The organism is Streptomyces sp. NPDC048297 (assembly GCF_043201585.1).
Classification (GTDB): domain Bacteria; phylum Actinomycetota; class Actinomycetes; order Streptomycetales; family Streptomycetaceae; genus Streptomyces.
The window spans coordinates 90,340-109,355 of sequence record NZ_JBICZA010000010.1 but is presented as its reverse complement, the minus strand read 5'-3'; the positions used below and the strand labels follow the sequence as shown (position 1 = coordinate 109,355).

General features: G+C 69.4%; 22 protein-coding genes. 11 read left to right on the top strand and 11 right to left on the bottom strand.

Annotated features, from left to right (window positions below; translation table 11 throughout):
• The first annotated feature begins 30 nt into the window (after positions 1-30).
• The 3 genes from ACGFYV_RS13565 (at position 31) to ACGFYV_RS13555 (ending at position 2,445) form a co-directional block, all read left to right on the top strand.
• Entirely contained in the window at positions 31-1,236 is a 1,206-nt protein-coding gene (locus ACGFYV_RS13565) for an exo-alpha-sialidase (protein ID WP_393878528.1), read from the top strand.
• Positions 1,237-1,574: 338 nt separating this feature from the next.
• Complete coding sequence (locus ACGFYV_RS13560) at positions 1,575-2,075, top strand: Imm50 family immunity protein (RefSeq protein ID WP_393878527.1); 501 nt, start codon at positions 1,575-1,577, stop codon at positions 2,073-2,075.
• Entirely contained in the window at positions 2,062-2,445 is a 384-nt protein-coding gene (locus ACGFYV_RS13555) for an Imm50 family immunity protein (RefSeq protein ID WP_393878526.1), read from the top strand. The genes ACGFYV_RS13560 and ACGFYV_RS13555 overlap by 14 nt, the downstream gene beginning before the upstream one ends.
• A gap of 873 nt (positions 2,446-3,318) precedes the next feature.
• Here the strand turns inward: ACGFYV_RS13555 and ACGFYV_RS13550 are convergent.
• Both ACGFYV_RS13550 and ACGFYV_RS13545 read right to left on the bottom strand, forming a co-directional pair.
• Positions 3,319-4,248 (bottom strand): hypothetical protein, encoded by a 930-nt coding sequence (locus ACGFYV_RS13550; RefSeq protein ID WP_393878525.1) that lies wholly within the window; start codon positions 4,246-4,248, stop codon positions 3,319-3,321.
• Positions 4,249-4,281: 33 nt separating this feature from the next.
• Entirely contained in the window at positions 4,282-4,695 is a 414-nt protein-coding gene (locus ACGFYV_RS13545; protein ID WP_393878524.1) for an ATP-binding protein, read from the bottom strand.
• Between the two features lie 185 nt (positions 4,696-4,880).
• Here ACGFYV_RS13545 and ACGFYV_RS13540 point away from each other — a divergent pair, with 185 nt between their 5' ends.
• Genes ACGFYV_RS13540 through ACGFYV_RS13525 form a run of 4 tightly spaced genes read left to right on the top strand, consistent with a single transcriptional unit; the run spans position 4,881 to position 6,341 of the window.
• A complete protein-coding gene (locus ACGFYV_RS13540; RefSeq protein WP_393878523.1) occupies positions 4,881-5,732 on the top strand; it encodes a helix-turn-helix transcriptional regulator in 852 nt (283 codons plus the stop codon).
• An 8-nt stretch (positions 5,733-5,740) separates the two neighbouring features.
• A complete protein-coding gene (locus ACGFYV_RS13535; protein WP_393878522.1) occupies positions 5,741-5,947 on the top strand; it encodes a DUF397 domain-containing protein in 207 nt (68 codons plus the stop codon).
• Between the two features lie 23 nt (positions 5,948-5,970).
• Entirely contained in the window at positions 5,971-6,126 is a 156-nt protein-coding gene (locus ACGFYV_RS13530; RefSeq protein WP_393878521.1) for a hypothetical protein, read from the top strand.
• An 8-nt stretch (positions 6,127-6,134) separates the two neighbouring features.
• Complete coding sequence (locus ACGFYV_RS13525) at positions 6,135-6,341, top strand: DUF397 domain-containing protein (protein WP_393878520.1); 207 nt, start codon at positions 6,135-6,137, stop codon at positions 6,339-6,341.
• On the opposite strand, the gene ACGFYV_RS13520 is transcribed toward ACGFYV_RS13525, so the two are convergent.
• From ACGFYV_RS13520 to ACGFYV_RS13500, 5 genes are read right to left on the bottom strand one after another with little or no spacing between them, the layout of a single operon-like run.
• On the bottom strand, positions 6,338-7,264 hold the full coding sequence (locus ACGFYV_RS13520) for a dihydrodipicolinate synthase family protein (protein ID WP_393878519.1): 927 nt from the start codon (positions 7,262-7,264) through the stop codon (positions 6,338-6,340). The genes ACGFYV_RS13525 and ACGFYV_RS13520 overlap by 4 nt on opposite strands.
• A complete protein-coding gene (locus ACGFYV_RS13515; RefSeq protein ID WP_393878518.1) occupies positions 7,261-8,280 on the bottom strand; it encodes an oligopeptide/dipeptide ABC transporter ATP-binding protein in 1,020 nt (339 codons plus the stop codon). The genes ACGFYV_RS13520 and ACGFYV_RS13515 overlap by 4 nt, the downstream gene beginning before the upstream one ends.
• Positions 8,277-10,253 carry a dipeptide/oligopeptide/nickel ABC transporter permease/ATP-binding protein gene (locus ACGFYV_RS13510; RefSeq protein ID WP_393878634.1) on the bottom strand — a complete coding sequence of 659 codons (1,977 nt, stop codon included), beginning with the start codon at positions 10,251-10,253 and terminating at the stop codon, positions 8,277-8,279. Before ACGFYV_RS13510 ends, ACGFYV_RS13515 begins: the two co-directional genes overlap by 4 nt.
• A 17-nt stretch (positions 10,254-10,270) precedes the next feature.
• A complete protein-coding gene (locus tag ACGFYV_RS13505) occupies positions 10,271-11,227 on the bottom strand; it encodes an ABC transporter permease (RefSeq protein ID WP_393878517.1) in 957 nt (318 codons plus the stop codon).
• 4 nt (positions 11,228-11,231) lie between these two features.
• Positions 11,232-12,854 carry an ABC transporter substrate-binding protein gene (locus ACGFYV_RS13500; RefSeq protein ID WP_393878516.1) on the bottom strand — a complete coding sequence of 541 codons (1,623 nt, stop codon included), beginning with the start codon at positions 12,852-12,854 and terminating at the stop codon, positions 11,232-11,234.
• 320 nt (positions 12,855-13,174) lie between these two features.
• On the opposite strand from ACGFYV_RS13500, the gene ACGFYV_RS13495 reads away from it, so the two are divergent.
• From ACGFYV_RS13495 to ACGFYV_RS13480, 4 genes are all read left to right on the top strand, one after another.
• Entirely contained in the window at positions 13,175-13,390 is a 216-nt protein-coding gene (locus tag ACGFYV_RS13495) for a hypothetical protein (protein ID WP_393878633.1), read from the top strand.
• Positions 13,391-13,475: 85 nt separating this feature from the next.
• Complete coding sequence (gene recO, locus ACGFYV_RS13490) at positions 13,476-14,222, top strand: DNA repair protein RecO (protein ID WP_393878515.1); 747 nt, start codon at positions 13,476-13,478, stop codon at positions 14,220-14,222.
• A gap of 20 nt (positions 14,223-14,242) precedes the next feature.
• Entirely contained in the window at positions 14,243-15,088 is an 846-nt protein-coding gene (locus ACGFYV_RS13485) for an isoprenyl transferase (RefSeq protein ID WP_393878632.1), read from the top strand.
• A gap of 71 nt (positions 15,089-15,159) precedes the next feature.
• Positions 15,160-15,711 carry a YcxB family protein gene (locus tag ACGFYV_RS13480; protein WP_393878514.1) on the top strand — a complete coding sequence of 184 codons (552 nt, stop codon included), beginning with the start codon at positions 15,160-15,162 and terminating at the stop codon, positions 15,709-15,711.
• A gap of 74 nt (positions 15,712-15,785) precedes the next feature.
• On the opposite strand, the gene ACGFYV_RS13475 is transcribed toward ACGFYV_RS13480, so the two are convergent.
• Genes ACGFYV_RS13475 through ACGFYV_RS13460 form a run of 4 tightly spaced genes read right to left on the bottom strand, consistent with a single transcriptional unit; the run spans position 15,786 to position 18,906 of the window.
• On the bottom strand, positions 15,786-16,196 hold the full coding sequence (locus ACGFYV_RS13475; protein ID WP_393878513.1) for a Fur family transcriptional regulator: 411 nt from the start codon (positions 16,194-16,196) through the stop codon (positions 15,786-15,788).
• 60 nt (positions 16,197-16,256) lie between these two features.
• On the bottom strand, positions 16,257-17,159 hold the full coding sequence (locus tag ACGFYV_RS13470; RefSeq protein WP_393878512.1) for a metal ABC transporter permease: 903 nt from the start codon (positions 17,157-17,159) through the stop codon (positions 16,257-16,259).
• The gene (locus ACGFYV_RS13465; protein ID WP_393878511.1) at positions 17,159-17,926 is read right to left on the bottom strand and encodes a metal ABC transporter ATP-binding protein; all 768 of its coding nucleotides are present in this window, start codon (positions 17,924-17,926) and stop codon (positions 17,159-17,161) included. The genes ACGFYV_RS13470 and ACGFYV_RS13465 overlap by 1 nt, the downstream gene beginning before the upstream one ends.
• Positions 17,927-17,946: 20 nt before the next feature.
• Positions 17,947-18,906, bottom strand: coding sequence for a metal ABC transporter substrate-binding protein (locus ACGFYV_RS13460; RefSeq protein ID WP_393878510.1), 960 nt, complete (start codon positions 18,904-18,906; stop codon positions 17,947-17,949).
• Positions 18,907-19,016: the final 110 nt, after the last annotated feature.

The window sequence follows — 19,016 nt, the reverse complement described above, 5'->3', positions numbered from 1 at the left end:
TCCGCGTCGGCTCCCGCGCATACGGGGAACATGGTGGACGTGACCTCGCTGCGCCGCGCGCTCCTCGCCGCCACCGTGCTCCTCAGCCCGCTCGCCGCCACCCACCCGGCCCACGCCACCGCTACCCCCGCTGCCGGCCCCGGCTGTGTCTCCTCCGTGCCCTACACCTCAGGACAGGGCGGCTACGACACCTACCGCATCCCCGCGACCGTCGTCACCGGACACGGCACCGTCCTCGCCTTCGCCGAGGGCCGGCACGACGGCGCGGGCGACACCGGCGACATCGACGTCGTCGTACGCCGCTCCACCGACGGCGGCTGCACCTGGGGCCCGCTCACGGTCGTGGCCGCCGGGCGGGGCGACACCCGGGGCAACCCGGCGCCGGTCGTCGACCCGCGCACCGGCACGATCGTCCTGCTCACCTGCTCCAACAGCGGGTCGGTGACGGAGGCGCAGATCATGCGCGGCGAGGTCACCCCGGAGCAGGGCCGCCGGGTGTTCGTGCAGCACAGCACGGACGACGGCCGCCACTTCTCGCCGCCGCGCGACATCACGGAGCAGGTGAAACGGCGCGGCTGGCGCTGGTACGCGACCGGCCCCGGCCACGCGGTGGCCCTCACCCGGGGCCCGCACGCGGGACGCCTCGTCGTCCCCGCGAACCACTCCGCGACCCCGCCCACGGGCTCGTCCGACACGGGCCGGGAGCCCCGCTACTACGGTGGTCACGCCCTCTACAGCGACGACGGCGGCCGCACCTGGCACCTCGGCTTCGTGGACGAGACCTACGACGGCGTGACCAACGCCAACGAATCGAGCGCCACCCAACTCCCCGACGGCCGCCTGTACTTCAGCGCCCGCGACGAGAAGGGAACGGCCCCCGGCAACCGCCTGGACGCCTACTCCCGCGACGGCGCCGCCACCCTGACCCACCCCTACACCATCCAGCCGAGCCTGAACGCCGTCCCGGTGGTCCAGGGCAGCGTCCTCCAGCTCCACGGCCCCCGGACCCCCCTCCTCTTCTCCGCCCCGTCCGTCCCCACCGCCCGCCGCTCCATGGCCCTGTGGTCCAGCACGGACGCCGGCCACACCTTCACCGAACCGCACACCCTCTCCGACCACCCGGCCGGCTACTCCGACCTGACCCAACTCGACCACGACCGGATCGGCATCCTGTACGAGACGGGCACGACGGGACCGTACGAGACCGTCGAGTTCCGGCGGGTGCGGGTGCCCTAGCCGGGCCGGGCTGCCCTTGACCGGCCTTTGTCCATTTGTTGGTCCGAGGGATGTTGTCCGTGTCGGGCCGCGGATGTGAGCATTCAAGGTCGTTCATCAAGCGAAATCAGCCGATGATGACAAGGCGCTTCCGGCGAGGGGGAAAGCGCTGTGAGCGGCGCGGAGTCGAGGGGACCGGCGGGGGCGAAGGGCGCGGGCGGGATGCATTCGCCCAGGTCAGAACTGTCGGACATTGCGGAGCAGACGGTTTTGCACGAGGTCCGCGCACCATGTTCATGTGCGACCGTTCGAGGACACTCGTAACGGCCAGATTCCCGGCTGTGAGGAACACTATTAATATGACCGTTGACGAATTTCTGCAAAACCCAGATGTGCTCGGAATGATCTACGGCCATATGCCAGAAATGGGAGATGCTCTCAGGGTTCGCTCGATCAATATCAATTGGCGTGGGCCCACGGTGATTCTTCGGTTCGACCTTTCGGGATTCCCCGAGTCTGCCCCGGAAGATTGGGAGGCGGCAAGGTTTGATACGGTTCAGTGTCATCTGCAATTCTTGGCTGTCAAAAACCTCGCAGTTGAAGATTGGAATCCTCCGAGTGTCTGCCGGATGGAAGTAGCCCCTGAAAGAGAGAGGCGTCTACATGTCCGGATCCATGGTGACGGGATGGATATTCGGTTTGAATGCAGTGACTCGGTGCTCGTGGGTCATGTAAGCGCCTACAAGCTGCACGTGGACGGGTCCGATGGAGGCCCGCGCTCCTTTGTGAGCAGGATTGATGCTCGTCGGCACGCTACTCTGCCCGAGACATGGGAGAAGGCCTACTGTGAGCGCGTCTGAACTTCTGGGCGACCTTTACGAAAGCGAGCCGCCGACCGTCAATGAATGTGAACTTTTCTACGTTCACGCCGATGAACGGGACGGATCGGTGACCCTTGGGTTCGACACCAGGGAGCTACCCTCACGCCCTCGTGCGGAATGGCGTGAAAAAACCTACAACAGGTTCGAGTTCCACCTGCTATTTTCCGACGTGACAGAGTTCCAGGTCCACGGCTGGGGTCCGCAGGAAGCTCGGGAGGTCGATATCTCGGCAGCACCTGGTAAGAAAATCAAGGTTGCCCTGGGTCGCACGGGCTCGGGAATCCATTTTCTGGCATCATCGATGCGACTCGCGAGCGCCCGCGTCTACCTGGCTTCTGATGCCCCATGAATGATCGTGCCGAAATTGAGCTGGTCCATTCAGGCAGCTCGGTTGCAGTGAAGTTCGTCGGATTCTTTCAGGAAATGGATCCGGATTATTTGGAACGCTGGGGTGGTCCGGTGCCTCCGTCTGGGTCGGGTGCAGGCGCGTACTCGGCCCGAGATGTGATCGGCTATCTGAAGTGAGGCGCTACTCAACATCTCCGTCGAAGTAAGCCGCATGCCGGGATTTCACCCCAAGCCGTGACGGCTCATGTTCAAACGCCGACTCCGTAGTCTATTCGGGGGAATTGATGTCATGTGGGCGCGGAATTTGCAGGTAATGCGCACCATCGGTCGATTCGGTGAGCTCGCCTGGTTTAAATTGCCCGTGGAATACAATCCCGTGCACGGTTATCATCAGGTGCCTTACATGGGGTGGCGCTACAATTCCCCTCGGCAGGGTGTCGCGGAACTCATTGAAAATATTGTTAGGGAACTTCCCACTCAAGTCGAATGGGTGCTCGACAGGACAAGGAGGAACTGGCTACTGCTGCCGAGTCGGATCCTGCGTGAGGCGCAAGGCCTCGAGAATCCAGCCTTCGCTGACGTGGTCCTGGTACCTCACGGGGAAAGTTCGTGTGGTGCGAGCTGCAGACGGAGTGATCATCAGGCCGGCGGTGGGCTGCTCCATTACTTCTCGGGCCGCTTCGAGAAACGCCGACCGGTTGCCCTCCAGGTAGCCCCGCACGCTCTCGCCGTGGGGCAAGCCATATCACTGCTCGGCTCGGGGCGGATTCCTCGGACTGGCAGTAGTGGACGCCGGAGGACTTTTGATGGACAGAGGTGCAGCTCTGTACACCGCCGCGCCTGCGGTTGGGGCAGGCGCGGGATGTTGCTCTGCTCACCTCTGGACGAATAGTTCCGCAGCGTCGGTCACGTGCACCGCCCGCTGCGCCCACGTCTCAAGTTGATCCAGGTCCGGGCAAGCGCTCACACGGTCGCGGACAGCGTCTGTCACGGGGACGCCGCGTGACCCGAGAATGAGGAAGACCAGTTCCCGGAGCTTCTGGCGTCCTTGCTCCAGCCCCTCCTCAAGTCCTTGCTCAAGGCCCTGCTCCAGGCCTTCCGAGCGTCCTTCTTCTCGCACCTGTTCGGCCAGCTGGTGTCGCCAGAAGTACTGGGTCGCTGTCATCAGGTCCCTCCAGATCTGCTTCGCCTGAGGGTCGGTCAGGCACGAGTCGACGAACTGCGCGAAGGCCGCGGCGCTGTCGGTGTCGATGGTCCGCAGGGCAGCCACCAGGGATTCCAGTATGGCGGCGGCCTGGGGGCCCCGTCCGTGTGTCATGGCCGAGAGCACCGCGAGGGACGGGTCCTGCACCGCCTGCCGCTCGTCGGTGATCACCGGCACGTTGTCCGGGCCCAGCACGAGCGGACGTACGGTGAGGGAGTACCAGCCGGGAAAGCCCAGCTGGATCGGACGCGACGCCCACTTCGCCGTGGACCTGCTCTGCGTGATGACGATGAGCACCGGTTCGCAGCGGTACTTCTCGTAGAGGAACGAGAGGTAGTAGGGCCAGCTGCCCCGCTTCCGCTCGTCCACCTTGCCCTGGGACTCGACCACGAGGAGATACGTCCCCTCGTCCGTCTCCGCCCGCAGCAGTGTGTCCACGCGCCGTTCGACCGGTTCGACCTCCGTGAGGTCCACGTTCAGCGCGGCGATCTCCCTGGGCCTGGGAAACGGCACGTCCAGCACGCGCTGTAACGCCTTGGTCAGCAGCTCGGGATCCTTCTGGAAGATGCGGTGCAGTGCCTCGTGCGACGAGCCGACCATCAGCTCTCCTTTCCGTACGACGTGATCAACGAGCTACGCGGCGTCAAGTTCGCACCACACGAACTTTCCCCGCTTCCCGAACCGGGCCGACGGCTGCCAGCCCCACACCTCCGCGCACGCCCGGACCAGTGCGAGGCCCCGCCCCTCCTCCTCCAGGTCACCCACCGACTCCAGCGGCCCCGGTGGAGGCGGTGGTTCGGGGTCCGTGTCCCAGGCGCCGATCCAGATCGCCCCCTCCGGGGAGCGGCGCACTCTCAGCGCGGCCGGTCCCTTGGTGTGGCGTACGGCGTTGGAGACCAGTTCTGTCGCCAGGAGTTCCGCCGTGTCGACCAGTCCGATCAGGCCGTGCAGCGTCAGGATCAGGCGCAGGGTGCGGCGGCATACCGTGACGGCTCTGAGGTCGTTGGGGATGTAGAGGGTGTAGTCCCAGGTCTCGTTCTCGGGCATGCGTCAGCAACTCCGTTGGTGTGAGGGGGGTTCGGGCACGGTGGCATCGCCGCATACGCGGTGCCTTCCGCTGCGTGTTGGTGACGTCACTGACGGTAGACCTAGATTTTTAGGTTTTGCAAGTTGGTCGCGTAATCTGGCCCCCGAACGAGTCGCCTGCGCAGGCGTGTTGGGAGGAGAAGGGCATGGCGCTGAGGGGTGAGCCGACGGCACGTCAGATGCGGTTGGCGGTCGAACTGCGCAGGCTCCGTGACGCTGCGGGTCTGCCAGCCCGTGAGGCGGCGGCCATGCTCGGAGTGGGTTCGGCGCAGATCAGTCAGATCGAGACCGGCCTCACCGGTGTGAGCGAGAAGCGGCTGCGCCTTCTCGCCGCCAACTACTCATGTTCGGACGACGAGTTGATCGATGCCCTGGTGGCCATGGCGGTCGACCGGACGCGGGGTTGGTGGGAGGAGTACCGGCAACGACTGCCCACACCGTTCCTGGACCTCGCCGAGCTGGAGCATCACGCCACGTACCGGCGCGACGTCGAGTTCCTGTTCGTTCCCGGCCTGCTTCAGACGCCTGAGTACGCCCGCGCCGCATTCTCCTCCAGGATTCCCCAGCTTCCGGAGGAAGAACTCGAACTGCGCGTCGAGCATCGCATGCGGCGCAAGGCGATCCTCGCGGGGCGCGATCCCGCTCCCTATGAGGCGGTCATCCATGAGGCGGCCCTGCGCATCAGACTCAGCGACCGAGCCGATGCGCGGGCCCAGCTCTTCCGCGTCCTGGAACTCTCCGACGCCGACCACATCACCGTGCGTGTGATCCCCTTCGACCTGGACGGTTTCGGCGGGGCGTGGAGCCCCGTGATGCTCGCGGGCGGTGCGGTGCCCAAGCTGGACACGGCCGTTCGCGACGCACCTCACGGCACCGGCTTCATCGACTCCGAGGCGCAACTCGACGTCTTTCGAACGCTCTTCCGTAGGGTAGAAGCCGTATCACTCGACCCCACTCGCTCGCGTGACTTCATCCACACAGTGGCCAAGGAGCTGTGAGATCCACCGTGACCATCCACGACAACTGGCGGAAATCGTCCTACTCGGGCGGCGGCGACGGCAACAACTGCGTGGAGATCGCGACCTCGTCCGCCCACATAGCCGTCCGCGACTCCAAAATCCCCGCCCGAGCCATCCTCACCTTCCCGCCCGCGGCCTTCGCCCCGTTCATCGAAGCGCTGAAGGGCACTCCCCGCACCCCCGCCGGCCTCTAGAGCAGCCCGCCCCCGCCAGATACTTGCCGACCTTCTCGACCTCCTCGCCCGACAGCGCCTTCATCGACTCCGAAGCACAGCTGGGAGCGTTTCGAACGCTCTTTCATAAAGTGGAGGCCGCGTCGCTCGACCCCGAGCGCTCGCGCGACTTCATCCACAAGCTGGCGAAGGAGCTGTGAAGCACTCCATGGGCACATCCGACAACTGGCGAAAGTCGTCGTACTCCGGGCCCGGCGACGGAGACTCCTGCGTCGAAGTCGCCCACCTGGACGCCCACATAGCCGTCCGCGACTCCAAAACCCCCGCCCGAGCCACCCTCACCTTCCCGCCCGCGGCCTTCGCCCCCTTCATCGAAGCCCTGAAGGGCACTCACCTGGCCCCGGCCAGTCCCTAGAGCAGCCCCGCCCCCGCCAGATACTTGCCGACCTTCTCGACCTCCTCGCCCGACAGCGGCACCTGCGGCTCCGCCGTCACCGGGCAGTCGATGATGCCGCGCAGGTGCAGGGCCGCCTTGAAGGCGCCCAGGGCGGAGGAGCTGCCGCCCATGCGGGCGGGGTCGCCGGCGCCGACCATGCCGAACAGGGCGCACAGGCGGTCCTGTTCGTCGCGGGCGCCGTCCCAGTCGCCGGCACGGCTGTGGCGGTAGAGGCGGACGTAGCCGTGGGGGTCGACGTTGGCGAGGCCCGGCACCGCCCCGTCCGCGCCCAGGGCGAGCGCGGCGTCGGTGATGACCTCGGAGCCGGTCAGGACGCTGAAGCGGGGGAGGGTGTGGGCGCCGGTGACGATCTCGCGGAAGGCGGCCAGGTCGCCGCTGGAGTCCTTCAGGCCGGCCAGGACACCGTCGGCGGCCAGGCCCAGGACCACGTCGGCGGGGAGCTTGGTGTGCACGGCGGACGGGATGTCGTAGGCGACGACCGGGACCGGGCTCGCGGCGGCGACACGGCGGTAGTGGTGGACGATCTCGGAGGGGTGGGTGCGGGCGTAGAAGGGGGCGGTGACGACGACCGCCTCGGCGCCGGCGGCGGTGACCTCGCGCACGTGGTCCAGGACGCGGGGGGTGGTCATGTCGATGACCCCGGCGAGGACGGGGAGTTGGCCGCCGGTGTGACCCACCACCGCCTCGACGACCTGGCTGCGCTGGCGGTCGGTCAGGAAGGCGGCTTCGGAGGTCGAGCCGAGGACGAACAGGGCGTGTACGCCGCCCTCGACCAGATGGTCGACCAGCCTGAGCAGGGACGGGACGTCCACCTCGCGGTCCGGTGTCAGGGGCGTGCAGACGGGCGGTACGACACCGGTCAGCGGGGCGGGAAGCGTCATTCGGGGCTCCGGGTAAGGCTCTGGCGCACGAGGTCGCGGGTCGGCTGGTCCTCCTCCACAGGATGGTGGCAGCGGTAGCGGTGACCGGGCCGTGACGCGGCCGAGAAGTCCGGCATCGCACCCGCACAGACCTCGTCGGCCTTCCAGCAGCGGGTCCGGAAGGGGCAGCCGCTCGGCGGCCGGGTCGCCGAGGGCACCGGGCCGGTCAGCGGGATCGGGTCGACGGGGTCCAGCAGTCCGGGCGTGGCGGAGAACAGGGCGCGGGTGTACGGGTGCCGGGCGCTGTCGGTGACCCGGCCCGCCGGGGTCTCCTCCACGATCCGGCCCAGGTACATCGTGATCACCCGGTCGCTCATCCGGCGCACCGTCTGGATGTCGTGCGAGACGAACACCAGGGCGAGGCCGAGGCGTTCCCTCAGGTCCAGGAGGAGGTTGAGGATCTGGGCGCGGACGGAGACGTCCAGGGCGCTGGTCGGCTCGTCCGCCACGACGAGGCCGGGGTCGAGGGCGAGCGCGCGGGCGATGGCGACGCGTTGGCGCTGGCCGCCGGACAGTTGGCCGGGCAGCGCGTCGGCGAGGGCCCGGGGGAGTCCGACCAGGGACATCAACTCCCGCACCCGGTCCTCCCGTTCGCGTGCGGTGCCGCGCCGGTGGACGTCCAGTGGGTCGCGCAGGATACGGCGGACGGTCAGCCGGCGGTTCAGGGCGGTGGACGGGTCCTGGAAGATCATGCCGGTGCCCGCGCCCGCCGTCGCCCGGCGTTCGGCGGGCGGCATCGCCCACAGGTCGCGGCCCCGGTACGACACCGTCCCCGAGGCCGGCCGTTCGACCCCCACCAGCACCTTCGCCAGCGTCGACTTCCCGCACCCCGACTCGCCGACCACACCGACCGTCTCCCCGGCCGCGACCGTGAGATCGGCGCCGGTCAGGGCGTACACCCGGTCCCGGGTGAACAGGCCGCCGCCGCGGGCCCGGTGGACGACATGGGCGTCCCGTACCTCCACGACAGCGGTCACTGGAGGGCCTCCTCGCTCTCCGCCGAGGCCAGGTCCACCGCCGGGTGGTGGCAGGCGGCCGTGTGCGTGGGGGTGCCCGTGAGGACGGGCGCGGTGGTGTGGCAGACCTCGGTGGCCGGCGGGCAGCGGTCGGCGAAACGGCAGCCCGCCGGGAAGTCGGCGGGGGACGGTACGACGCCCCTGATCTGCGTCATCCGTTCCTCGGCGGACTCCAGCGAGAGCACACTGCCGAGCAGCCCGCGGGTGTAGTGGTGGGCCGGTGCCTCCACCAGGTCGGCGGTCCCGCCCATCTCCACGATCTGCCCGCCGTACATCACCACCACCCGGTCCGTGACGTCCGCGACCAGCGCCAGGTCGTGCGAGACCAGGATCAGCGCGAAGCCCAGCTCGGCGCGCAGCCGCAGCAGCAGCTCCATCACCTGGGCCTGCACGGTGACGTCCAGGGCGGTCGTCGGCTCGTCGGCCACGATCAGCGAGGGATCGCGCGAGAGGGCCATCGCGATCAGCACGCGCTGGCGCTGGCCGCCGGAGAGTTCGTGCGGGTAGCTGCGCAGGGTGCGTTCGGGGTCGAGGCCGACCAGCGCGAGCAGTTCGGCGGGGCTACGCCTGCCCCCGCGCCGGACGAGCTGCTTCAGCTGGGCACGGATGGTCATCGCCGGGTTCAGGGAGGACAGGGCGTCCTGGTAGACCATGGCCATCTCGTGGCCCAGCAGGCGGCGTCGTACGCGCATCGGCTCGGCGAGCAGGTCGCGCCGGTGGAAGCGGACCTGGCCCCGGACGCGGGCGGTGCGCGGCTGGAGGCCCATGACCGTGAGCGCCGTCAGCGACTTGCCGCAGCCCGACTCGCCCACCAGGCCCAGCACTTCACCGGGACGCACCTCGAAGCTGACGCCGTCGATGATGTCCACGCCCCGGTGCCGCTCGGGGAAGCCGATGGCGAGGTTCTCCACGGTGAGCACGGGCTGTCCGGCGGAGTCCGGTCGCGTCCGGGCGCGGGCGCGCAGCCGGCGCGCGGCCTCGGTCAGGCCGGGCAGCCGCAGGACCTCGCCCGTGCCGGGCTCCGGTGCCTCCACGCGGTCCTCGGGCCCCGTCACCTCGCGGGGCGCGGGCGCCGCCCACGCGTCGGACACGCCCTCGGAGAGGATGTTCAGCGACAGCACCGTGAGCAGCATCAGCAGCCCGGGGAAGACGGTCGCCCACCAGCCGCCCGTCAGCACCATGTTCTTGCCGTCGGCGATGACACTGCCCCAGGACGGGTCCGGCGGCCGCACACCCGCGCCGATGAAGGACAGCGACGCCTCGAAGACGATGGCCTCGGCGACCTGCACCGTGCAGAACACCAGCACCGGAGCCGCGCAGTTGACGGCCACGTGCCGCAGCACGATGTGCCCGGTGCGCGCGCCGATGACCCGCTCGGCGGTGACGTAGTCCTCCCCGTACTGGTCGAGCACGTTGGCCCGCACCACCCGCGCCACCGGCGGCGTGAACAGGAAGGCGATCGCGCAGATCAGCACGCCGATCCCGCCGCCGAACACCGCGACCAGCACCGCCGCGAGCGCGATGCCCGGGAACGCCATCACCACGTCCAGGCAGCGCATCAGCGTCTCGTCCACGGCCTTGCGGGAGGTGGCGGCGACCGCCCCGAGGATCGCGCCGACGACCAGCGCGAGTGCCGTCGCGCCGAGACCGATCGCCAGCGACCAGCGGGCCCCGTACATCAGCCGGCTGAGGATGTCCCGGCCCAGGCTGTCCTGGCCCATCCAGTGCGCGGCCGAGGGATGCCCGGTGCCGTCGACCGGGTCCTGCTGGTCGAGCGGGTCGTGCGGCGCGAGCACCGGGGCGAGCGCGGCGACCAGAACGACCAGGACGAGGAAGCAGACGGCGGCCTTCGACGGCGCGGGCAGCTGGCGCCAGCCACGCAGCCGGACACCAGGCATTGAAAGCCGCTCGGCGAGACGAGTGCGGGCGCGCATCCCCTTTCGCGTGACCATCAGGACACCCTCAGACGTGGGTTGACGAGCAGATAGAGGATGTCGATGACGAGGTTGACGACGACGAACCCGGTCGCCGTGGTGAGCACCACCCCTTGCACCACCGCCGGATCACCGTTCTGCACCGCGTCGATCATCAGTTTCCCCATGCCGGGCAGCGAGAAGATCGTCTCGATGACGACGGCACCGCCGAGCAGATAGCCGACCCGCAGCCCGAGCACGGTCAGCGGATTGACCAGCGCGTTGCGCAGGACGTTGCGGCCGACCACCACCCGGGGCGGCAGCCCGCTCCCGATCGCCGTACGGACGTAGTCCTTGTCCAGCTCCTCCACCACCGACGTCCGCACGATCCGGGTGAGCTGGGCGGCGACCGGCAGGGACAGGGCGAACGCGGGCAGTGCCATCGTCCGCAGCCAGCCGGTGAAGGAGTCGGCCGGGTTGATGTAGCCGCCGGTCGGGAACCAGCCCCGGTCCACCGCCAGGTACTGGATCATCAGCAGCGCCAGCCAGAAGCCGGGCGCGGCCACTCCGATCAGCGAGGCGACCCGGATGACCTGGTCCGGCAGCCGGTCCCGGTAGAGGGCCGCCGTGACACCGCCCAGCAGCGCCAGCACCACCGCGACGGCGAGGCCGAGGAAGGTCAGCTGGAGGGTGAGCGGCAGCGCGGTGGCGACCTGGTCGAGGACGGGGGCGCGGGTCAGGGCGCTGGTGCCGAGGTCGCCGTGCAGCAGGTCCCCGACGAAGTCGGCGTAGCGCACGGGCAGCGGGTCCAGCAGCCCGTTGCGCTCCCGGAAGTCGTGCAGCTGGCGCGGGGTCGGATTGGCGCCCTGGAAGAACGCGGACGCCGGGTCGACGTCCGAGAACCGCATCACCAGGAACACGAACAGCACGATCCCCAGCAGCAGCGGCACGAGTAGCGCCACGCGGCGGAGCAGGATACGGACGACGGCCGTCATTCCGTCAGGTCCACCTGGCCTGGAGGAGGTTGACGCCCGGGTAGGGCTGCGGCCTTATCCCGGCCAGCTCGTCCGGATTCCAGGCCGTCATCAGCTCGTTGTGGACGACCGGGTAGAGCACGGCCTGCTCGGCGACGACGTCGATGTAGTCCTGGATCATCGCCGTCTTCCGCTTCGCGTCCGGCTCCCGGGTCGCCCGGTCCATGTCCGTGAAGAGCGCCTTGGCGACCGGGTGGCCGGCCCACCGGGTGTACTGCATCCACAGGTTCCCGGGGCCGTAGTTGTAGTGCATGATCAGGTCGGCGTCGAGGCCGAACTGGTTGGGGTTGGAGGCCGCGGCGACCACCTGGTAGTCCTGCTTCTGGTCCATCTTCGTGAACACGGCCGTGGTCTCCTGCGGGGCCAGGGTCGTCGCCACGCCGACCGCGTCCCAGGAGGACTTGATGGTCGGCAGGCAGTCCACGATCCAACTGACGTTCACGGCAAGGATGTTGATCTTCAGGTCCTTGACCCCGGCAGCCTTCAGCAGCGCCTTCGCCTTCTCGGGGTCGTGGTCGTAGACCGTCCTGGCCCGCCGGTAGCCGGGGTTGCCCTGGTTCAGGAACGAGGACGACGGCCTGCCGTGCCCCTTCAGCGCGACCCGCACCATCTTCTCGGTGTCGATCGCGTAGTGCAGCGCCTGGCGCACCCGCACGTCGTCGAACGGCTTGTGCCGGGTGTTGAACATCAGGAACAGGTTGTTCATCCCGGCCCCGCCGCCGACCGTCAGACCGCCCTGCTCCAGTCTCGGGATGTTGGCGTAGGGGATGTTGTCGGCGATCTGCGCGCCCGCGTCCGTGCCGGAGATCTTCGCCACGCGCGGGGCGGCGTCCACGATCGTCAGCCAGTTCATCCGCTTGAACGCGGGCCTGCGCGGGCCGTTGTAGGCGGCGAACGCCTCGAAGGTGGTGTTCGACTTCGGGTGGTGCGCGCTCTGCCGGTACGGTCCCGAGCCGACCGCCTTGCCCCTGATCGCCTCGTCCCAGGCGCCCGGCCGCGCGAAGACGTGCTTCGGCATGATCTTGGCGAGGGTGAGCCGGGAGAGCCCGTCCGGGAACGGGAACTTCAGGACCAGCTCCACGGTGCCCGCGTCGACCTTGCGCACCTCCTTCAGCCAGCTCGCGAAGAAACCCTTGGCGAGGGTCTGGGTGTTCGGGTCGAGGATGCGGTCGTAGACGAAGACGACGTCGTCGGCGGTGACCGGCTTGCCGTCGTGGAAGGTCGCGCCCTTGCGCAGCGTGAACCGCCAGGTGGTGGCGTGCGGATCCGCCGGCACCTCGGTGGCGAGCGCGGCGTACGGCGCCCGGGAGATCGGGTCGGTGTCGACCAGGCCCTCGTAGACGTGGTTGTTCCCGGCCATCGCGAAGGCGGACGCCGTCTGGGTCGGGTCCCAGCTGCCGTCGTTGCCGTACCCGATGACAGCGGTCAGGGTGCGGTTCCTGCCGCTGCCGCCGTCGCCGGTGTCGTTCGTGGACTGCGGGCCGGCGGAGCAGCCCGCCAGCGTCGGCGGCAGGAGAGCGGCCGCGCCCAGCGCCCCCGTGCACGTCAGGAGCGAGCGGCGGCGCGGTGCCGGCACGTCGTGGGTCACGGTTCCTCCAGCGAAAGGGTCAGCGAAGAGGTCAGCGAAGAGAGGCGGCGAAGAGAGGCGGCGAAGAGAGGCGGCGAAGGGGTCAGCGAAGAGGATTTGATGAAGACGTACGACGTCCTACGTCCGATCGGTCAGCGTGACCATAGGAGGGGCCCAGGGGGTGGTCAAGACATCGCACACGAATGGCGCAAGCCGTCACAGGTCGGACCAATGAAGGGACCGGAGCCACAGACTCCGGTCGAGTGTAGGGACGCTGCGCCACCAGTGGCATGCGAAGCGTGAAACTGGCACAGGCAGGGGAGCCACCGGACGTGGACGCGATGAAACCCCCGATCGGCAGCTGCTCCGTCGACACCAGCACCGGGCGCATCGGCATCGTCATGGGGCACGAAGGACCGTACGTGCAGCTGCGCCCCTACGGCGGGGGCCGCGAGTGGGACGCCCACCCGGAGACGCTCCGCGGCGCCACCCAGGCCGAGCGACTGAGCGCCGCGACCGCCCACGCCAACGCCCGCAGCCGCGGCGAGGTCCCTTGAAGAGACGGGAGCCCTTGACGAGACGGGAGCCCTTGAAGAACCGCCCCCGGCCCGAGGACGCGGTGCGGGCGGGCAGAATGGAGCCATGAGTCTGTTCCGCGACGACGGCGTCGTCCTGCGCACCCAGAAAATCGGTGAAGCGGACCGGATCATCACCCTGCTCACGCGCGGACACGGCCGGGTACGGGCCGTGGCCCGGGGGGTACGGCGCACCAAGTCGAAGTTCGGGGCGCGGCTGGAGCCGTTCTCCCACGTGGACGTGCAGTTCTTCGCGCGGGGCAGCGAGCTGATCGGGCGCGGGCTGCCGCTGTGCACACAGAGCGAGACGATCGCCCCGTACGGCGGCGGGATCGTGACCGACTACGCCCGCTACACCGCCGGCACCGCCATGCTGGAGACCGCCGAGCGGTTCACCGACCACGAGGGCGAACCGGCCGTGCAGCAGTACCTGCTGCTCGTCGGCGCCCTGCGCACCCTCGCCCGCGGCGAGCACGCCCCCCACCTCGTCCTCGACGCGTTCCTGCTGCGCTCCCTCGCCGTCAACGGCTACGCGCCCAGCTTCGGCGACTGCGCGAAGTGCGGCATGCCCGGCCCCAACCGCTTCTTCTCGGTCGCCTCCGGCGGCAGCGTCTGCGTGGACTGCCGGGTGCCCGGCAGCGTCGTACCCTCACCGCAGACCCTGGTACTGCTCGGTGCTCTGCTTACGGGAGACTGGGAGACGGCGGACGCGTGCGAGGCGCGCTACGTCCGGGAGGGCAGCGGACTGGTGTCCGCCTACCTGCACTGGCACATGGAGCGCGGGCTGCGCTCGCTGCGGTACGTGGAAAAGTGATCGAGGGAGACGAGAAGCACATGGTCGTACGCGGGATCCTGGGACGCCAGCGGCGCGAGTACAAGGCGCCGGAGCCCCACCCGTCCGGTGCCCGTCCGCCCAAGCTCCCCGGCGAGCTGGTCCCGAACCACGTCGCGATCGTCATGGACGGCAACGGCCGCTGGGCCAAGGAGCGCGGGCTGCCCCGCACCGAGGGCCACAAGGTCGGCGCCGAGCGCGTGCTCGACGTGCTGCAGGGCTCGATCGAGGCCGGCGTCAAGAACATCTCCCTGTACGCCTTCTCCACCGAGAACTGGAAGCGCTCGCCCGACGAGGTCCGCTTCCTGATGAACTTCAACCGCGACTTCATCCGCAAGACCCGCGACCAGCTCGACGAACTCGGCATCCGGGTGCGCTGGGTGGGCCGTATGCCCAAGCTGTGGAAGTCGGTCGCCAAGGAACTCCAGATCGCGCAGGAGCAGACCAAGGACAACGACCTGCTCACCCTCTACTTCTGCATGAACTACGGCGGTCGCGCCGAGATCGCCGACGCCGCGCAGGCGCTCGCCGAGGACGTGAAGGCGGGCCGCCTCGACCCGTCCAAGGTCAACGAGAAGACCCTCGCGAAGTACCTGTACTACCCGGACATGCCGGACGTCGACCTCTTCCTGCGCCCCAGCGGCGAGCAGCGCACCTCCAACTACCTGCTCTGGCAGAGCGCGTACGCCGAGATGGTCTTCCAGGACGTCCTGTGGCCCGACTTCGACCGCCGCGACCTGTGGCGCGCCTGCCTGGAGTTCGCCTCCCGCGACCGCCGCTTCGGCGGCGCCGTGCCCAACGAGGAACTGCTCGCCATGGAGGCGGCGATGCGGGGCGACCAGGCGTAGCCCGCACGCGCCGCCGTCCACGATCACCGCTCGTCACCGAAGGACCGGGCGGGGCGTTAGCATCCTCGTCCATGGACATGGGGCGGGACATGGCGCAGGAACAGGTTCAGGGGCTCGGCCAGGATGTGGTCACGCTGGAGTACCGGCCGGTGCTCAAGGACTACATGGCGGCGCTGCGGATACGGCAGCGGTTGAGCTGGGCGGGGCGGCTGCAGCGCTGGCTGCCGGTGCTCGGTGTCGTGCTGATCGCGATCAAGCTGGTGGCGATGGCAGGCGGGGAGCCCCTGGACTGGCGGTTCTTCCTGTACATCGGCGTGCTGATCGTGCTGCCGCTGCTGCAACCCTGGCTCATCGCACGCCAGTTGCTGCGGCTGGCCGGGCGCAACGGCACGTTCCGGGCCACCGTGAGCGACGAGGGCGTGTCGATCAACCACGCCAACGGCTCGGGCACCGTCGCCTGGGCCGGGCACGCGCGCTACCGCGAGACCCCCGACCTCTTCGTGCTCTACAGCGGCGACAAGCGGGCCAGCTGCCTCACGGTCCTCCCCAAGCGAGGGCTCCCCACCCCCGCCGAGGCCGACCGCCTGCGCCCCCTGCTCGACCGCCACCTCACCCGCATCTGAACCCCAGCCGGGCCGGTATCGCCGGCCCGCATCTGAACCCGAGCCGGGCCGGCTCCCTCACCGGGGCGGCCGGTTCACCCAGCGGCGCACTCCGCACACGTGCCGAAGATCTCCACCGTGTGCGCCACGTTGACGTACCCGTGCTCCGCCGCGATCGCCTCGGCCCATGTCTCGACGGCCGGGCCCTCGACCTCGACCGCCTTGCCGCAGGCGCGGCAGACCAGGTGGTGGTGGTGCTCGCCGGAGGAGCAGCGGCGGTAGACGGACTCGCCGTCGGAGGTGCGCAGCACGTCGACCTCGCCGGCGTCGGCGAGGGACTGCAGGGTGCGGTAGACCGTGGTCAGGCCGACGGAGTCACCCTTGTGCTTGAGCATGTCGTGCAGTTCCTGCGCGCTGCGGAACTCGTCGACCTCGTCCAGGGCCGCCGCCACGGCTGCGCGCTGCCGGGTGGAGCGGCCCTTCACGGGCGGTCCTGCGGTCGTCACCGGGTGCCTCCTACACACTCGCGTCTGCCGGGCCATTGTGCCAGCCCGGACTGCCGGCGGTCAGACGCCGACCTCGTCCCCGGCCGTCCGGGTCGCCGGGATCGCGCACTCCGCCGGGTCCCCGGCGGGCAGCGCGGCGGCGGCCGCGCGGGCCCGGCGCCTGGCCAGCGGAGCGGCCAGCGCGGTGAGGACGACGAACGCGCCGATGGTCAGCAGGACGATCGTCGCACCGGGCGGGACGTCCTGGTAGAACGAGGTGATCGTGCCGCTGACCGCCACCGTGACGCCGAGGGCCACGGCTGTCGCGAAGGTCGCGGCGAAGCTGCGGGTGAGCTGCTGCGCGGCGGCCACGGGGACGACCATGAGCGCGGAGACCAGGATCAGCCCGACCACCCGCATGGCGACGGTCACCGTGACGGCCGCGGTGACGGCGGTGAGCAGGTTCAGGGCGCGTACGGGCAGCCCGGTGACCCGCGCGAACTCCTCGTCCTGGCTGACCGCGAACAGCTGGCGGCGCAGGCCCAGGGTGACCACGACCACGAAGGCCGCCAGCACCATGATCGCGGTCACGTCGGAGGGCGAGACCGTGGACAGCGAGCCGAAGAGGTACGAGGTCAGGTTGGCGTTCGAGCCGCCCGGGGCGAGGTTCACGAACATCACGCCGCCGGCCATGCCGCCGTAGAAGAGCATCGCGAGGGCGATGTCGCCGCGTGTCTTCCCGTACCAGCGGATCAGCTCCATCAGGACGGAGCCGAGCGCGGAGACGGCCGTGGCCATCCACACCGGCGAGGTGTTCAGCAGGAAGCCGAGGCCGACGCCGGTCATCGCCACGTGCCCGATGCCGTCGCCCATCAGGGGCTGGCGGCGCTGGACGAGGTAGATGCCGATCGCGGGCGCGGTGATGCCGACGAGGACGGCGGCGACAAGCGCCCGCTGCATGAAGGCGTAGTTCAGGAATTCCATCAGCTCAGCAGTCCCGTGCGGATCGGTTCGGCGCCCGCGGGTGCGTGCGGGTGCACATGGTCGTGGCCGGGCAGGGCGTGCTGGCCGAGCGACTCGGGGGGCGGCCCGTCGTGGACGACGCAGCCGTCGCGCAGGACGACCGCCCGGTCGATCAGCGGCTCCAGCGGGCCCAGTTCGTGCAGCACGAGCAGGACGGTCGTACCGGCCTCCACCTGCCGCTTCAGCGTCTGTGCGAGCACCTCCTGGCTGGCCAGGTCGACGCCCGCCATCGGCTCGTCCATGATCAGCAGTTCGGGCTCGGCGACCAGGGCGCGGGCGATCAGCACCCGCTGGTGCTGGCCGCCGGAGAGCGCGGTCACCGAGTCGCGGGCGCGGTCCGCCATGCCGACCAGCTCCAGGGCCCGGTGCACGGCATCCCGGTCCGCCGCGCGGAAGAGGCCGAAGCGGGTGCGGGAGAGCCGGCCGGAGGAGACGATCTCGGTCACCGTGGCGGGGACCCCGCCGGCGGCGGTGGTGCGCTGCGGTACGTAGCCCACGCGCGCCCAGTCGCGGAAGGACCGGCGCGGGGTGCCGAACAGCTCGATCGTGCCGCCGGTGGGCGGGACCTGGCCGATGATCGTGCGGATCGCGGTGGACTTGCCGGAGCCGTTCGCGCCGAGCAGGGCGACGACCTCGCCGCGTTTGACGGCGAGGTCGATGCCGCGCAGCACCGGGCGCGAGCCGAGTTCGGCCTTCACCCCGCGCAGGGCTATGACGGGCTCGCTCATGGTCTCGCTCCCGGTGCCGGTCACTTGGCGCCCAGGGCCTGCTGGAGGGCTTCGAGGTTGGCCTGCTGGACGGCGAAGTAGTCCTTGCCGCGGGACTTCCCCGTGATGCCCTCGATCGGGTCCAGGACGTCGGTCTTCAGGCGCGCGTCGTGCGCGATGGTCTTCGCGGTCTTGTCGCTGACGAGGGTCTCGTAGAAGACGGTGCTGACGCCGTCGGCCTTCGCCATCTTCTCCAGGTCCCTGACCCGGGCGGCGCTGGGCTCGGACTCGGGGTCGAGGCCGTTGATGGCCTCCTCGGTGAGGCCGTAGCGCTCGGCGAGGTAGCCGAAGGCGGCGTGGGTGGTGATGAAGACCTTGGTCTTCGTGTGCGCGAGGCCGTCCTTGAACCGTGTGTCCAGGGCGTTCAGCTTCTCGACCAGGGCGGCGGTGTTCTTCTTGTAGTCGGCCGCGTGGTCGGGGTCGGCCTTCTCGAAGGCCTTGCCGACGCCCTTGGCGACCTGGGCGTAGCGCACCGGGTCGAGCCAGATGTGCGGGTCCTTGCCGCCGGCCTCCTCGCCGGTGTGGCTGTCGTGGGCGGCCGCGTGGCCGCCGACCTCGTTGCCGTGCTCCTCCAGCGTGGTCAGGGAGGCCGCGTCGATCTTCGTCTTCACCGGGGACTGGGCCACCGCGTCGTCGACGGAGGGCTGGAGGCTCTTCAGGTAGAGGACCGCGTCGGACTCCTGGATCCCGGCGATCTGCTGCGGGCTGATCTCCAGGTCGTGCGGTTCCTGGCCGGGGGAGGTGAGGGTGGTGACGTGGACGTGGTCGCCGCCGATCTGCTCGGCGAGGAAGGTCATCGGGTAGAAGGACGTGACGACGTCGAACTTGCCGGTGTTCCCGGCCGCCGCGGTGTCGGTGGAGCAGGCGGACAGGGCCACGAGGCCCAGCGCGGTGGTGGCGAGGGCCGCGGATGCGGATATGAGGCGTCGTCGTACGTTCATGACTGTCATTTTCAACAAATATGGAAACCGTTGTCAACAAGCCTGGTGAGGAGCCCGGATACGGGGGCCGATTTGGCCGAGGGGGAGCCTGCGCCGGTAACCTGAATCAT

What these genes read in the sequence shown, in the direction of transcription:
- ACGFYV_RS13460 (WP_393878510.1), bottom strand. Translation starts at nt 18,906, where the DNA reads ATGAACGTACGACGACGCCTCATATCCGCATCCGCGGCCCTCGCCACC.
- ACGFYV_RS13480 (WP_393878514.1), top strand. Translation starts at nt 15,160, where the DNA reads ATGGACATGGGGCGGGACATGGCGCAGGAACAGGTTCAGGGGCTCGGC.
- ACGFYV_RS13510 (WP_393878634.1), bottom strand. Translation starts at nt 10,253, where the DNA reads ATGCGCGCCCGCACTCGTCTCGCCGAGCGGCTTTCAATGCCTGGTGTC.
- recO (WP_393878515.1), top strand. Translation starts at nt 13,476, where the DNA reads ATGAGTCTGTTCCGCGACGACGGCGTCGTCCTGCGCACCCAGAAAATC.
- ACGFYV_RS13550 (WP_393878525.1), bottom strand. Translation starts at nt 4,248, where the DNA reads ATGGTCGGCTCGTCGCACGAGGCACTGCACCGCATCTTCCAGAAGGAT.
- ACGFYV_RS13525 (WP_393878520.1), top strand. Translation starts at nt 6,135, where the DNA reads ATGGGCACATCCGACAACTGGCGAAAGTCGTCGTACTCCGGGCCCGGC.
- ACGFYV_RS13520 (WP_393878519.1), bottom strand. Translation starts at nt 7,264, where the DNA reads ATGACGCTTCCCGCCCCGCTGACCGGTGTCGTACCGCCCGTCTGCACG.
- ACGFYV_RS13465 (WP_393878511.1), bottom strand. Translation starts at nt 17,926, where the DNA reads ATGAGCGAGCCCGTCATAGCCCTGCGCGGGGTGAAGGCCGAACTCGGC.
- ACGFYV_RS13560 (WP_393878527.1), top strand. Translation starts at nt 1,575, where the DNA reads ATGACCGTTGACGAATTTCTGCAAAACCCAGATGTGCTCGGAATGATC.
- ACGFYV_RS13505 (WP_393878517.1), bottom strand. Translation starts at nt 11,227, where the DNA reads ATGACGGCCGTCGTCCGTATCCTGCTCCGCCGCGTGGCGCTACTCGTG.
- ACGFYV_RS13565 (WP_393878528.1), top strand. Translation starts at nt 31, where the DNA reads ATGGTGGACGTGACCTCGCTGCGCCGCGCGCTCCTCGCCGCCACCGTG.
- ACGFYV_RS13540 (WP_393878523.1), top strand. Translation starts at nt 4,881, where the DNA reads ATGGCGCTGAGGGGTGAGCCGACGGCACGTCAGATGCGGTTGGCGGTC.
- ACGFYV_RS13545 (WP_393878524.1), bottom strand. Translation starts at nt 4,695, where the DNA reads ATGCCCGAGAACGAGACCTGGGACTACACCCTCTACATCCCCAACGAC.
- ACGFYV_RS13485 (WP_393878632.1), top strand. Translation starts at nt 14,243, where the DNA reads ATGGTCGTACGCGGGATCCTGGGACGCCAGCGGCGCGAGTACAAGGCG.
- ACGFYV_RS13470 (WP_393878512.1), bottom strand. Translation starts at nt 17,159, where the DNA reads ATGGAATTCCTGAACTACGCCTTCATGCAGCGGGCGCTTGTCGCCGCC.
- ACGFYV_RS13495 (WP_393878633.1), top strand. Translation starts at nt 13,175, where the DNA reads ATGAAACCCCCGATCGGCAGCTGCTCCGTCGACACCAGCACCGGGCGC.